Origin of the sequence: Paenibacillus sp. RC73, from assembly GCF_044908085.1 — a bacterium.
Classification (GTDB): Bacteria; Bacillota; Bacilli; order Paenibacillales; family Paenibacillaceae; genus Paenibacillus; species Paenibacillus terrae_A.
Window position 1 is genome coordinate 627,665 of record NZ_JBIYCV010000002.1, and the last position, 14,844, is coordinate 642,508.

Below are 14,844 nucleotides of genomic sequence, written 5' to 3' on the forward strand. Positions count from 1 at the left end.
ATTGATCCTGCTATGAAACATGTTATACTGCTAGAGTAAAGATTACAAAGTTGTAACCAGGCAGGTTCACAACAAGGCACTATACAACAAGGAGATGACGAAATGAAGAATATGTTGAAAAAAACACTGGTGATGGGAAGTTTAACCGCTATGTTATCCGCAGGATTCATCGTTCCGGCATCAGCTTCACCAGCTGACGATTTGTCTGCCCAATTACAACAATGGTTCAAGGATAACGGATTTACGGTGAATACCTCTAATGGAACGACTACGATTACGAAGACCGTAATTCAGGATTTGTCCGGACAGGATCAAGCGAAAACAAAGACGACGAATCCTTCTTCCGACAAGCAAGTGGCAAAGCCGGCTAACCAAAAAGGTTCACAGCCTGCTACCAACAAACAGTCGAAAGCTCAAAATACGAATTCAGGAGCAGGTCAGTCCGCCGGTTCGGATGCACAGCTCAGTAAGTCTCAATTTGCAGCAGAAGTAGTAAAACTGGTGAATAACGAGCGTAGCCAAAAAGGTTTGAGCCCACTCGCTTCTAACGCGAAGCTTACCGAAGTAGCTTTGGCCAAGGCGAAGGATATGAGTACAAATAATTACTTTTCCCATACATCACCGACTTACGGCTCACCATTTGATATGATGAAGAAATTCGGCGTAACTTATACGTATGCGGGTGAAAATATTGCGATGGGACAACAAACGCCGCAAGAAGTTATGAAAGCCTGGATGAACAGTCAGGGACACCGTGAAAATATTTTGAAGGCAGAATATACACAAATCGGTGTAGCTTACTATAATGGATACTGGGTACAGGAATTTACACGTAACTAAAAGTCGATCATAAAAAAGCGTTTCAAACGTCATTATGTTATGACATTATACTGACAACCTAACGCTAAATTCAAGGCCTGCTGACACGTTCAGCGGGCTTTTTACGCTGTTTGCCCCTCTACGGGTGTGCTTATCTATCACTTTTACTTATATGCAAGAACAGGCATAAGTACGGCAAGTATAGTATGATAACACAAAGCTATATTGATAACTAATAACTTATGGGAAAGTCAGGTGAACGAATGAGCTACGAAATTGTGCATGAAGGTGCTTTTGCTATGCTCAAGGTACAGATGAACCCCGGAGAAACGATTAAAGCGGAGATGGGAGCTATGGTTTCCATGTCTTCCAGCGTGGATATAAAGGGGACTGTGGATGGTGGATTGTTGCGCGGTTTAGGCCGGATGCTGAGCGGGGAGAAATTCTTTTTTCAGGAGCTGAGAGCATCTCGAGGGCCAGCTGAAGTGCTGCTTGCTCCGGCAAGTATAGGCGATGTACAAGCAGTAGAATTGGACGGTACGTATAGACTTTTGGTGCAAAAGGATGGCTTCTTGGCGTGTACGGAGGGCATTGAGGTCAGCACTAAAATGCAGAATCTGATGAAAGGATTGTTCTCGGGCGAAGGTTTTTTTATCGTTGAAATCAGCGGTCGCGGAACAGTGTTTTTATCCTCTTACGGAGCCATTCATCCGATTTATGTTGCACCCGGAGAGGAGCGTATTATTGATAACGCTCATCTGGTGGCATGGCCAGACTATATGGATTACAAAATTGAAAAAGCGTCCAAAGGCTGGTTGTCCAGTGTAACGAGCGGAGAAGCACTTGTATGCCGTTTTCGCGGCGAGGGGACGGTATTGATCCAAACCAGAAATCCGGGCAGCTTCGGACAATGGATCAAAAGCTTTATACCCGATAGCAAGTGAGGTTTTCATCTATGCAGAGGTAAAGGATGAGCTGTACGAACCAAAAAGTCGTAATAAAAAGGATGGCGATATGCCATCCTTTTTAGCATACTTCAGCATTTTGCATCATTCGATTCCCAACGCTCGAAAGTACAATAAATAGACGAACTAAACCGTTTCGATCTCTATATTGCTGATTTGAAATCGCTCTTGGGATTGTTGCAAAATGCTATGTATGCTTCATAACACTCAGAACGGTTTATTTGCAAAATGATATGAGAAGCTTTATGTTTATTTCACCAAGTTATCAGGAGGGAACACGAGTGAATTCATCAAAATGGATCTGGCGGTCTGTCGGTTCCGTGTCCATCGCCGCCACACTGCTATTATTGTACGGATTTATTACCGCAGTACGAAGCATTACGGCTCCAGAGCCGCTCGTTAGCACCAAACCTGTAAATTCGGGTTCATCGCAGATACAAAATGCGCCATCCGCTGCAACTCAGACGGGGGAGTTTCGGGTAGCTGCCATTGGAGATTCGCTGGCGAAAGGAACTGGCGATGACTCAGGCAGCGGTTTTGTACGACGGTCGGTGACCTTGTTAAATGATCAGGAAGGCCATAAGGCTCAGCTCATTAACAATCTGGGCATTAACGGGCTGACGACTCAGGGACTTTTGACCAAACTGGATGAGCCTGGCGTGGCCTATGTGTTGAAAAAGGCCAATGTTATTATTGTGTCCATTGGCGGAAATGATTTGTTTCAGGGGGCACAAGCTGCCCAAACCGGCAAAGAGCCACCTACGCTTAATGGCTTGCGCAAGGCTCTGCCTGATGCAGCCAAGCGTTTGCAAAAAGTGCTGATAAAAGTCGGAAAAATCAATCCGAAGGCTAAAATTATATACGTTGGACTATATAATCCATTCAGTGACCTGCCGGAAATGAAAATTCCGGGAAATCTCGTCGTGACGGAATGGAATCTGGCTGCTATGGCGATTACCAATCAAAACAGTAATATGACGCTGATTCCAACCTTCGATTTATTTCAGCAAAATTTGCCGGTTTATTTATCCTCTGATCATTTTCATCCTAACGGACAGGGCTATCAGGCAATTGCTGAGCGTATCGCTCAAGGGTTTGCGGTAGTAGCGGCCAAGGAAGGCGACAATACGGAGGATGGACAAAAGTCGACGAGCAGCCAACCTGCTGATGTGAAGAAGGGAGGGAACAAGTGATGGGTATCCAATCTGCTGACAAGACCGAGACCGATGTAGCAAGGACTTCGACAACCACAGATGGAGCATCCGGCTATCATTCCGACAATCAGTTCGGCAGTGCAGACGGAAGCAGAAGCAACAACGAAACCGTTCTCTCTGTTCAGCACGTCAAAAAGCGTATCGGACGAAAAATGATCATTCACGATGTAACATTCGATGTGCATGCGGGCGAAATTTTTGGCTTTCTTGGTCCCAATGGAGCTGGAAAAACAACGACCATCCGTATGCTGGTCGATCTGATCAAGCCTACCGAGGGCACCATTACCGTATGTGGTCATAATGTAAACCGTGATCCGGAGCAGGCATTGCAGCATATCGGTTCTATTGTGGAAAATCCGGAGGTATACAGCTATCTGACAGGGTGGGAAAATCTGGAGCATTTTGCCCGGATGCAGCCGGGTGTGGATGAACAGCGTATTCGTGAAGTGGTGGAGCTGGTGCGGCTGGATCGCCGTATTCATGATAAAGTAAGTACGTATTCTCTCGGGATGCGCCAGCGTCTCGGTATTGCCCAGGCCTTGCTTGGCAAACCCAAGCTGCTTATTCTGGATGAACCAACGAACGGGCTGGACCCCAAAGGGATCAAGGAAATGAGAGCTTTTATCCGTCTGTTAGCGGCAGAGGGTATGGCTGTATTTGTTTCCAGTCATTTGCTTAGTGAAATCCAGTTGCTGTGTGATCGTGTCGCTATTATCAGTCGAGGACGAGTGCTTGCTGTTGGCGGTGTGAGGGAATTGGTTGAAACACATTCGCGTATGGCCGTATGGCAACTGGAGCCCCATGATCAGGGTCTTGCCCTGTTAGAAGGCTCTCCGCATGTACAAATCATTACGAACGCCGATGAACTGATTGATGACAGCATTGTTGCAGGCAGCGGAGCGGATGCTATTTTTACAGAAATGGACGAAGAGCATATCGCGGAGCTGGTCGTACAAATGACGGCTTCCGGCATTTCCGTTAAAGGTGTAACCAAAATCAACCCTACACTGGAGCAGCTATTCCTGAAAATGACGGAAGGTGAGATTCTTGAATAACATTTTACCGCTCGTACAAAATGAAACACTCAAAATCATCAAGAAGAAACGATTTTATGTCATTTTACTTGTTTTGCTTGTGCTTGTGCCGATTTTTACGTACGCTCAGATGAAGGTGGCGGAAAATAACCGCGAAAAATTCGGCAATGACTGGCGGCTGGAGTTGCGTCAGGCCATTACGGATAACCAAAATTCGCTGGGCAGCGACCGGGTTCCGGAGGAATGGAAGACCTACAGGCGAGTATTTGTTCAACAAATGCAATATTATCTGGAAAATGACGTGAACCCGAATGAACCAAGTGGTGTAACCTTTACCAGAGAGTTTATGGACAATTCCATTAATTTGTTCGTTCCATTGCTCATTATGGCGATTGCCTCCGATCTGGTTTCAGGAGAACGGACGACGGGTACGATAAAAATGCTGCTGACTCGTCCTGTCAGGCGGTGGAAGGTGCTGCTGAGCAAGCTGCTAACGCTGTATATGTTCGTTTCGCTCATCATTTTGGCTGTGTTTGTGATCAGTTATCTTATATCGGGACTGTTTTTTGGTTTTAAAGGCTTTAACGTTCCGGTATTTACGGGCTTCCAAATTGTTGGCTCCACGGTGGATGTGTCAGCGGTACATGCGATCCCGCAATGGCACTATCTGATGCTGCAAGCCGGGTTGATCTGGTTCGTCAGCCTCGTGGTGGCTTCGCTTGCTTTTATGGTTTCGGTGCTGGTACGTAGTACGGCGGCAAGCATTGTGGTGATGATGGCTGCGCTCATTTCGGGCACAATTTTAACGAACATGGCCTCATCCTGGCAGAGCGCCAAATATTTATTTATGGTTAACCTCGAATTGACCGATTATTTATCAGGAAGCCCCGCCCCGATTGAGGGGATGACCTTGCCGTTTTCTTTAGCTGTATTGGGCATTTGGGGGGCTACGGCGCTGATTGTTTCATTCGCCGTCTTTACGAAACGGGATATATTGAATTAAAATGGACAAGGTAAAAGAAAACATCTGTTTGCATTTTTGGTGAAAATCATCAAGAATAAGGCAAAACACGGTTACGATTAGACAAAGGGGGAGCATGAATGGTCGACAAAATCGACTTGTCTGCGGGAGCGACCGGCACTCAGAACGGAGCTTCGGAATATGGCGTGGACGACATTCAAGTGCTCGAAGGGCTTGTGGCAGTTCGCAAACGGCCGGGCATGTATATTGGGAGCACCAGTTCTTCGGGACTACATCATTTGGTATGGGAAATTGTGGACAACGCGGTGGATGAGCATCTTGCCAAGTTTTGCTCCCGCATTGACATTGCAATGCATAAGGACGGTTCCGTTACAGTAACAGACAACGGACGTGGTATTCCTACGGGAATGCACAAAACGGGAATTCCTACACCGCAGGTAGTATTTACCATTTTGCACGCCGGAGGTAAGTTCGGCGGTTCGGGATATAAAAAGTCCGGGGGTCTACACGGTGTGGGCGCGTCCGTAACGAACGCTCTTTCGGAATGGCTTGAAGTGGAAATTTACCGGGACGGCAAGATTCACCGTCAGCGGTTTGAATATTGGCAGGACAAGAAGGGCGTGGAGCATGTTGGGGAACCGACCACAGGCCTTGAAGTGCTGGGCAATACCAACAAGACGGGCACCAAAATTACTTTTAAACCGGATATTCGCGTATTCCAGGCAGGCATTCATTTCAACTACGATACGCTGGCCGAACGGCTTCAGGAAATTGCTTTTCTGAACTCGGGTCTTCGTATCCAACTTAAAGATGAACGCAGCGGGAAGTCGGATGAGTATTTTTATGAGGGCGGAGCAAGTCAGTTTGTCGCTTTTCTGAATGAAGGCAAGGACGTGCTGCATGACGTCATTCACTTCAACGCGGAGAAGGAAGACGTTGAGGTGGAAATTGCCATTCAGTACAACGCAGGTTATACCGAAACGATTGCTTCGTTTGTCAACTCCATTCCGACACGCGGCGGGGGTACGCATGAAACGGGCTTCAAAACTGCTTACACCCGTGTCATGAACGACTATGCGCGACGCACGGTAATGCTGAAGGAAAAGGATAAGAATCTGGAAGGCAATGATTTACGTGAGGGAATGATGGCCGTAATCAGTGTCAAGATGGCCGAGGTTGAATTCGTCGGTCAGACGAAGGATCAGCTGGGTAGCGCTTCCGCACGCAGTACGGTGGATGCAATTGTATCGGAGCAGATGCAGCGTTTTCTGGAGGAAAATCCGCAGGTCGCGCAAACGTTAATCAAAAAGGCAGTTCAGGCGTCCAGAGCGCGTGAAGCAGCACGTAAGGCTCGTGACGAAATGCGTTCCGGCAAGAAACGCAGTGAAAGCTCTAATCTGAATGGCAAGCTATCGCCTGCGCAGTCCAAGGATTTTACACGAAACGAGCTGTTTATCGTGGAAGGTGATTCGGCTGGAGGATCGGCGAAGCAGGGACGGGATTCCAAAATTCAGGCTATTTTGCCATTGAAGGGCAAGCCGATGAACCCGGAGAAATCCAAGCTGGCGGATGTTATGAAAAATGATGAGTACCGCGCGATTACAGCAGCAATCGGGGCAGGGGTAGGAACAGAATTTACGCTGGAAGACAGCAATTATTCCAAAATCATCATTATGACGGATGCGGATACAGACGGCGCGCACATTCAAGTGTTGCTGCTGACGTTCTTTTATCGGTATATGAAAGAGCTGATTGATGCGGGACGCATATTTATCGCTCAACCGCCATTGTATAAAATAACCCGTAAGTCAGGTAAGCTCGAAACGGTACGTTATGCCTGGACTGACGAGCAGCTTGACAATTACTTAAAGGAGTTTGGACGGAATTTTGAGCTTCAACGCTATAAAGGACTCGGGGAGATGAACCCTGATCAGTTATGGGAAACAACGATGAATCCCGAGTCACGTACCTTGCTGCGCGTCCAGATTGAGGATGCAGCCAAGGCTGAACGCCGTGTGTCCACGTTGATGGGCGACAAGGTTGATCCTCGCAAGCGCTGGATTGTGGAAAACGTAGATTTTACGGAGTATGTAGAGTAGTGCTATCAAATGAGGTGTATACATGAGCTTATCGGAGCAATTTTTGCCAGCTTTTCTGGAGGAAGTGGTCGGTGACCGCTTTGGCCGATATTCCAAATATATTATTCAGGATCGGGCAATACCCGATGTGCGGGATGGGTTAAAGCCAGTACAGCGCCGGATTCTGTACTCCATGTACGATTCCGGCAACACACCGGATAAGGCTTATCGGAAATCTGCCAAAACCGTCGGGGATGTGATGGGTAATTATCACCCCCACGGTGACTCGTCGATTTACGATGGTATGGTGCGGATGGCGCAGCCTTGGAAAATGAGTCACGTACTGGTGGACGGTCACGGCAACTGGGGTTCCCAGGACGATGACCCGGCAGCCGCTATGCGGTACACGGAGGCACGTCTGTCTCCTATCGCGATGGAAATGCTGCGTGATATCGAAAAACGCACGGTTATGTTCAAGGATAACTTTGATAACTCGGCAAAGGAGCCGGTTGTGCTACCTTCCCGCTATCCGAATCTGCTAGTAAACGGCTCCAGCGGAATTTCGGCCGGATTTGCGACTGAAATTCCGACGCACAGCTTACGCGAGGTCATTGACGCCAGCATTGCTGTGATGGAAAAGCCGGATATTGAGCTGGAAGAGATTATGACCTTTATTAAAGGTCCTGATTTCCCGACTGGCGGACTAATTATGGGTGGCGAAGGCATTAAAGACGCTTATCGCACAGGTAAAGGGCGTATTTATATCCGTTCCAAAACGGAAATTCAGTCTTTGCGCGGAGGTAAGCAGCAACTGGTCATTACGGAGATTCCATACCAGATTGTTAAATCAAGGCTCGTAACCGCCATGGAGAATATCCGTCTGGAGAAAAAAGTGGAAGGGATTGCCGAGGTTCGTGACGAGAGTGGTCGGAACGGTCTGCGAATTGTGGTGGAACTGAAGAAGGAAGCCGATGCGGAAGGGATTTTGGCCTATTTGCTGAAAAAAACCGACCTTCAGGTGGCATACAACTTCAACATGGTAGCCATTGTGAACAAAGCGCCGCATCAGCTTGGATTGAAGTCCATTTTGGAAGCATATATCGCCCATCAACGTGAAGTTGTCACACACCGTATCCAGTTTGAGCTGGAAAAGGCGGAGGATCGCGCCCATGTGCTGGAAGGTTTGGTCAAGGCGCTGAACATTCTGGATGAGGTCATTGCGGCCATTAAAGCTTCCAAAAACCGCCAGGACGCGCAAAATAATTTGCAATGGATGTTTGGCTTTAGCGAACGTCAGGCCGATTCTATTTTGACCTTGCAGTTGTACCGTCTCACGAATTTGGAAATTACTACGCTGGAAAAGGAATTAAGTGAAATCCAGAAAAAAATTACACAGTACCGTTCTATTTTGGAAAGTGATCGCAAGCTGATCAGTTTGATTCGCAAGGAACTGCTGGAAATTCGTGAAAAGTACGGCATTGATCGCCGTTCGGACATACAGGGTGAGGTTGAAGAGATTAAAGTAAATCTGGAAGTCATGGTTGGGGCAGAGGATGTATTGCTGACTCTTTCCAAAGACGGCTATGTGAAGCGTACAGGTATGCTGTCCTTCACCCGTTCCGGTGGGGAGCGCTCAGCTTCTGGCGTTAAGGAAGGAGATTATGTCACTCAGTTGCTTGATGTCAACACACTTGATGTGTTGCTCGTCTTCACTCAGCGCGGACAATATTTCTTATTGCCTGTGCATCAGGTGCCAGAGTATAAGTGGAAAGAGCCAGGAACTCCGATTGTTAACGTCATTCCTCTAACCAAGGATGATCGGATCGTGAGTGTCATTCCTATCAAAAACATGGAGGAAATCGGCAAAAGTCTGGTGTTTGTAACGAAGAAGGGTCAAGTGAAGCGAACAGAGCTGAAAGACTATGCTACGAAACGTTCCAGTGCCGTAGCAGCCTGCAAGGTAGCAGGGGATGATGAAGTATTATCGGTAACGCTAAGCGATGGCACCCGGGATATTATGTTGATTACCCGTGCTGGGATGAGCATACGCTTCAAGGAGCAAGAGGTTAATGCGATGGGTCGCGTCTCGGCTGGTGTCAAAGGTATACAGCTGGCGGAAGGCGATGAAATTGTTGCAGCGCTGTGGGTGGAAGAGGATGAAGGAGAAGTGCTGGTGCTGACCGAATCCGGTTATGGTAAGCGTACGCTTCTGCTGGATTATCCTGCTCAGGGACGAGGCGGTAAAGGAATCACCACCTTCGAATTCAAGGAAGGCAAACGGGTACGTTCGAACGGAACTCGGATTGTGGCTGCCTTCTATTGCCGTGAAGCTATTCAATTGTTTGCGATCACTGCAGATGGACAGACGATGTCCTTCCTTTCGGAAAAAGCTCCTTTGACCGACCGCAAGGATACAGGCAAGCTGCTGGCTCCTGTGGAGAAGAAGGACGAAATTGTGAATGTGCTGCCGCGTAGTGAGCCGCAGGCTTCCCAGTCCATAGAATAACAGGAAAGTCAAGCGCTTTTTAGCTCGAAAAAGAGAGGTCTTCTCGTGCCATTCCGGCACGAATGAGGACCTTTTTGCCGTCATGCTGTCGAACCTTGACCAGCCTCCAAAACCGAAGTGAGACTTCCTTCCCCTTTTCAATTGATGCTCCAAAAACGGCAGGAAACCGGGGCTGAATGGCGAAAATTTAATGTGATGAAATACAATCCGGACGGTGGCCCATACGGTAACTTTGATGCTTTTACTGACCCTGTTATTCAAAGGAGTGAGGCAAAATGCAAACGACCGAATTTGCGAAAATCTGGTCCAGAATGGCTAAGGATTACAAGGTTCATATGGAGCAGCAGTTGGCTCCATCATTGACTGAGGCCCAACTTACGGTGCTGGAGGTTCTGAACGAATACGGCCGCATGAAACCGTCTCAACTGATCCCGTATCTCGCAACCACACCTGCGGCGGTTACGATGCTGCTAGACCGGATGGAGCGGAATCGCCTGGTCACCCGCTTTAGAGACGTAAAGGATCGCAGAATCGTATGGATTGTCATTTCGGATCAAGGAAGAGAAGAAGCGGAACGGGGATTGCAAATAAGGGATGATTTTCTGGGCTCTGCACTAAACCGCATTTCGCAGCATAATCAAAATCTGCTGGTTTATTTGTTAGGTAAAATCACCACAAAAACGAAAACTTCTGCATCGGCAAACGAGGCAAAGGGAGTAAAGGAACAAATAGAGCGAGCGGAGTAAGCATCTCCTCTTTCATATTCTAAATAAAAATGCGCGGATAATGCTGCCCAAAAGGGCCACACATGTCCGCGTTTTTTGTGCTGAAAAAACACATACTGTAGCTGTTGTCACCTTTTTAAATGACTTGTTGTATCCTGCAAGTTTCAGCTGCTCTTTTCAATACCTAATATCTGTTACAGGGGTTAATGTTGACATTTACATATAACATGATAAAATTAGTTATACATAAATAACATTTCGTATGCGAATAGTTGCTTGATTATGTATATGGAATGTGAATTGGGTAATGGGAAGAAGGATGGCTCCAGTGAGTGACAGAGAGGAAGACAAACTTGAGGTGTACCGGATTATTCAGTCGATAAGGGAGGTTAACAAAACGATATTTTATGCCTTCTGGAATGAGGAGCAGCATTTGGATCTGACAGCCGTTCAGCATATGGCTTTGGCGATTCTGAATAAACGACCCAATATCGGGTTAACTGAGCTGGCAGACATAGCCCATATGGGGTGTAGCTCCATGAGCGGGGTGGTTGACCGCTTGACCAAGGCAGGATATATCGCTCGTGGACGGCATGAGCATGATCGCAGATCCTTAGTGCTGACGCTTACGCCGGAAGGAAAAGACATCATGCAAAAAGTAGACGCCATGTGGATGGAGCGCGTCTTGCCCATTCTGGACATCCCGAAGGAGCATCTGGACATGGTCCTGGATATCCATAAACAAATGATAATGAAATTGACACCGAAGGGAATGAATCAACTTGAGCAGTCCTCAAATGACACTACCAGGTAATGTACGCAGAGCACCCATTGTGGCCGCTCTGTTGATTGGCGCGTTTGTTGCGATTTTAAACCAGACGTTGATAAGTGTGGCTTTACCGAAAATGATGAATGATCTGAATGTAGATACCAATGTGGCTCAGTGGCTTAGTACGGGCTTTATGCTCGTGAACGGGGTATTGATCCCGGTGACCGCATTTTTGATTGCGCGTTTTTCCACTCGTAAATTGTTTATTAGTGCAATGATTATCTTTTCAATCGGCACGCTGTTGTGCGCTATTGCGCCGAGTTTTAGCATATTGCTGATCGGACGTCTCATTCAGGCCGCGGGTGCGGGTATTATGATGCCTTTAATGATGGTCGTTATCTTGAACATCTACCCAATTGAGCGTCGTGGCCGCGCAATGGGAACACTGGGGATTGCGATGGGTTTTGCTCCAGCCATTGGACCAACCTTATCCGGTTATATAGTCCAGCATTACGACTGGCGGGTACTGTTCTGGATCATCCTGCCGATTTCAGTGATTTCGATTGCGATCGGATTTATTTTTCTGAAAAATGTAACGGAGCAGTCCAAGCCTAAGTTGGACATTCCCGGCATCATTTTGTCTACGCTTGGTTTCGGTGGTCTGTTATATGGCTTTAGTGATGCAGGAACATCGGGCTGGGGAAGTATTCCGGTCCTGTCTACGCTTATTGTTGGGACGATCGCGCTGATTCTGTTTATTGTTCGCCAGCTGAAGGTTGATGAACCTATGCTGGAGTTCCGTATCTTCAAATATGATGTGTATAGCTTGACGACAATCATTAATGTCATTGTGACGATGGCTTTGTACGCCGGTATGATATTACTGCCGATTTATTTGCAAAATATTCGCGGCTTTTCACCGATTGAGTCCGGTATGCTGATGTTGCCGGGGGCAATTCTGATGGGGTTCATGTCTCCTGTAACCGGGGCTATTTTTGACCGGATCGGAGCGCGCTGGTTGTCTGTGATTGGATTGTTGATCATGGCTGTGACCACTTGGGAGTTCACACGCTTGACCGAAACAACGACCTATATGACACTGCTGGCTAATTATACGGTTCGGATGTTCGGGATGTCATTGCTGATGATGCCGATCCAAACGGCCGGGTTGAACCAGCTTCCACAACGATTGAATGCGCATGGTACGGCAATGAGTAATACACTGCGTATGATTTCCGGTTCAATCGGGACGGCAATTCTGGTGACGGTGATGTCGACTCAAAGCAGCAACCGTCTGACGAATATTGTTGCATCTGAGGGATTATCTGTTACAGATAAAGCAGAGATGCTGGCAGCAGGCAATCAGGCTACGATTTACGGTATCAACTCAGCCTTTATCATTGCGACGCTGTTGAGTGTGACGGCCCTGATTTTGGCGTTTTTCATCAAGAATACGAATGCTCAAAACGCTCGGCCCCGTCAGCAGTTGGTGAACAGTAAGAAAGGGCAGTCTGTGGTCTCCTCGTCATAAGGGACGGGAGGACTTTCAGATTTTTAACAAAAAAAAGCCCGTAATGCATGTTTGTTTGATTACATGCGTTACGGGTTCTTTTTGTATATGCCTGCTCAATTCTCAGCTTCGATCATGCTTTCATAAAGCGATTTAGGCCACTCACTCCATGGGAATTGGGCTGGAGGGAACGAGTGGAAGCTCATGTTCTCCTTGCTAACCGGATGCGGTGCTCCGGCAAGCAGGGACCAGAGCGCCAATTGTTGACCTGGGCGGCTCAGGCTGCCACCGTATTTTTGATCCCCGTATAGAGGACAGCTGATAGCCTGCATCTGTACACGAATCTGATGCGAGCGTCCGGTGTGTAGCTCAATTTGTACAAGACTGAGCCCATCTGCTTGTCCAAGCACGCGGTACTCCAAAATAGCCTCCTTGGAGCCAGCTGTGCCGGGACGAACCACCTGAACAGTGTTAGTGCGGCTGTCCTTTAGCAGGTGATGGGTCAGACGGCCTTGTAAGGCCGTGGGGACACCGTTTAGAACCGCTACATACATCTTGCGGAAACTACGACCTCGAACCGACTCAGACAGCCGGGAAGCAGCTTTGGACGTCTTGGCAAAGATCATGGCACCGCCTACAGGCCGATCCAGTCTGTGAACCAGTCCTAAAAAGACATTACCAGGCTTATCGTGTCTGATTTTGAGGTCTTCCTTGAGTAAAGACAGCAGATCAGGATCACCGCTGGCGTCCTCTTGGGTCGGAACGTTGACAGGCTTTACAACAGCCAGAACATGGTTGTCCTCATATAGAACAGGGATATTCGGCTGGGCATGCCCGTGCTGGGTAAGTTCATCTGGAGTCATAGGGGGAATTAAGCCTCCCAGCGTCCGAGAATACCACAAGGCAGATTCAGCCCCGAGCGGGTAATCGGCAATCCGATTTCACCAGCGCTGATTTGACCACCGTACTTTTGTTGCATCGTCATACTCAGCATGTTGCGCAGTACGGTAGGCGAAATCCCTGTGGTATAGGAGTTAATTAGCATGAACAATGGTTGATCGGAAATGATGCTCATGCAGGATTCCAGAAACGGATACAGGCTTTCTTCCAGCTTCCACGTTTCACCGTTTGGTCCGCGCCCGTAGGAAGGAGGGTCCATAATGATTGCATCATATCGGTTTCCCCGGCGTTGTTCACGTTGCACGAATTTGAACACATCGTCCGTAATGAAGCGTACCGGACGGTCGGCCAAGCCGGACAATTGCACGTTCTCCTTCGCCCACTGTACCATGCCCTTGGCGGCGTCCACGTGAACTACACTGGCCCCGGCATACGCAGCGGCAGTAGTGGCTCCCCCAGTGTAGGCGAACAGGTTCAGTACCGAAATCGGTCTGACAGCGCCTTTAATTTTATCCATCATCCAGCTCCAGTTCGCTGCTTGCTCCGGAAAAAGACCAGTATGCTTGAAGCTGGTCGGTTTAATGTGGAATTTAAGCGGCCCGTAGCTGATCGTCCAACGCTCGGGAGTAGGCTTTTTCATATCCCAGCTACCGCCCCCAGAGGAACTGCGGTGGTAATGTCCATGAACATCGCGCCACTCGGCTGTTTCCTGGGACAACGGCCATATAATTTGCGGATCAGGCCGCCGCAGGACAATATCGCCCCAACGCTCCAGCTTTTCACCGCCGCCTGTATCTACTACTTCATAATCTTTCCATTCTTGTGCTACATACATGTACAATCCATCCTTCAGCAGTCAATTCAGGATTCCGGCAGTCCTCTGCGCAAAAATCCCCATATGGAGTCTATTGTACAACAAACCTTAGCAACAATCGAATGATTCCATGGAGACGTTGGCATTGAGCGTTATAGATCCTAGCATTTTTTGTCGCTTTATGGCGACTTTTGAGATGCGAAAAGTGTTATGAAGCAGAATTGTTTATTTTCCAAATTATTTATGTTGAAGGAATTTAAAAATCATTGACATTTTTCGAATTTATATTTTATCATGTAAATAAATAGTTATATGTTACGTTTATTTATTAAACAAAACATCCTGTCCTACCTCGACGTTATGTTATCAATTTTATCTATGATACTGAAATCTTTAGCTGTAAATATAAGGTTTCACTATACTTCCAGTTTTACCCACTTCCAAGATCACACAATATTTTACTCACACCACGAAATGCTATTCCATCATTCTATTCCTTTTTAAAGCTTGTTTTTTATTAAAATGATT

Annotated in this window: 12 protein-coding genes; 10 read left to right on the forward strand and 2 right to left on the reverse strand. The window is 47.5% G+C overall.

Annotated elements, in window-relative coordinates; genetic code table 11:
* Positions 1-102 precede the first annotated feature (102 nt).
* The 10 genes from ABH897_RS06555 to ABH897_RS06600 all read left to right on the forward strand — a co-directional run bounded on the left by ABH897_RS06555 (position 103) and on the right by ABH897_RS06600 (position 12,623).
* Positions 103-840, forward strand: a complete 738-nt coding sequence (locus tag ABH897_RS06555) for a CAP domain-containing protein (RefSeq protein WP_283652166.1) — start codon at positions 103-105, stop codon at positions 838-840.
* Between the two features lie 242 nt (positions 841-1,082).
* Positions 1,083-1,763: a TIGR00266 family protein gene (locus ABH897_RS06560; RefSeq protein ID WP_283652165.1), complete on the forward strand. Its 681-nt coding sequence runs from the start codon at positions 1,083-1,085 to the stop codon at positions 1,761-1,763.
* Positions 1,764-2,029: 266 nt separating this feature from the next.
* The gene (locus ABH897_RS06565; RefSeq protein ID WP_404591396.1) at positions 2,030-2,977 is read left to right on the forward strand and encodes a GDSL-type esterase/lipase family protein; all 948 of its coding nucleotides are present in this window, start codon (positions 2,030-2,032) and stop codon (positions 2,975-2,977) included.
* The gene (locus tag ABH897_RS06570; RefSeq protein ID WP_404591398.1) at positions 2,977-4,053 is read left to right on the forward strand and encodes an ABC transporter ATP-binding protein; all 1,077 of its coding nucleotides are present in this window, start codon (positions 2,977-2,979) and stop codon (positions 4,051-4,053) included. The genes ABH897_RS06565 and ABH897_RS06570 overlap by 1 nt, the downstream gene beginning before the upstream one ends.
* Positions 4,046-5,035, forward strand: coding sequence for an ABC transporter permease (locus tag ABH897_RS06575; RefSeq protein ID WP_404591400.1), 990 nt, complete (start codon positions 4,046-4,048; stop codon positions 5,033-5,035). The genes ABH897_RS06570 and ABH897_RS06575 overlap by 8 nt, the downstream gene beginning before the upstream one ends.
* A 98-nt stretch (positions 5,036-5,133) precedes the next feature.
* Positions 5,134-7,113 (forward strand): DNA topoisomerase IV subunit B, encoded by a 1,980-nt coding sequence (gene parE, locus ABH897_RS06580; RefSeq protein ID WP_283652161.1) that lies wholly within the window; start codon positions 5,134-5,136, stop codon positions 7,111-7,113.
* A gap of 22 nt (positions 7,114-7,135) precedes the next feature.
* Positions 7,136-9,598, forward strand: coding sequence for a DNA gyrase subunit A (gyrA, locus tag ABH897_RS06585; protein ID WP_404591402.1), 2,463 nt, complete (start codon positions 7,136-7,138; stop codon positions 9,596-9,598).
* A 275-nt stretch (positions 9,599-9,873) separates the two neighbouring features.
* Complete coding sequence (locus tag ABH897_RS06590) at positions 9,874-10,344, forward strand: MarR family winged helix-turn-helix transcriptional regulator (protein WP_283652160.1); 471 nt, start codon at positions 9,874-9,876, stop codon at positions 10,342-10,344.
* A gap of 307 nt (positions 10,345-10,651) precedes the next feature.
* Positions 10,652-11,137 (forward strand): MarR family winged helix-turn-helix transcriptional regulator, encoded by a 486-nt coding sequence (locus tag ABH897_RS06595; RefSeq protein WP_283652159.1) that lies wholly within the window; start codon positions 10,652-10,654, stop codon positions 11,135-11,137.
* Positions 11,121-12,623: a DHA2 family efflux MFS transporter permease subunit gene (locus tag ABH897_RS06600; protein ID WP_283652158.1), complete on the forward strand. Its 1,503-nt coding sequence runs from the start codon at positions 11,121-11,123 to the stop codon at positions 12,621-12,623. Before ABH897_RS06595 ends, ABH897_RS06600 begins: the two co-directional genes overlap by 17 nt.
* A gap of 95 nt (positions 12,624-12,718) precedes the next feature.
* On the opposite strand, the gene ABH897_RS06605 is transcribed toward ABH897_RS06600, so the two are convergent.
* Positions 12,719-13,465, reverse strand: coding sequence for an RluA family pseudouridine synthase (locus ABH897_RS06605; RefSeq protein ID WP_283652157.1), 747 nt, complete (start codon positions 13,463-13,465; stop codon positions 12,719-12,721).
* An 8-nt stretch (positions 13,466-13,473) separates the two neighbouring features.
* Positions 13,474-14,337: a class I SAM-dependent methyltransferase gene (locus tag ABH897_RS06610; protein WP_404591404.1), complete on the reverse strand. Its 864-nt coding sequence runs from the start codon at positions 14,335-14,337 to the stop codon at positions 13,474-13,476.
* Between the last annotated feature and the right edge of the window lie 507 nt (positions 14,338-14,844).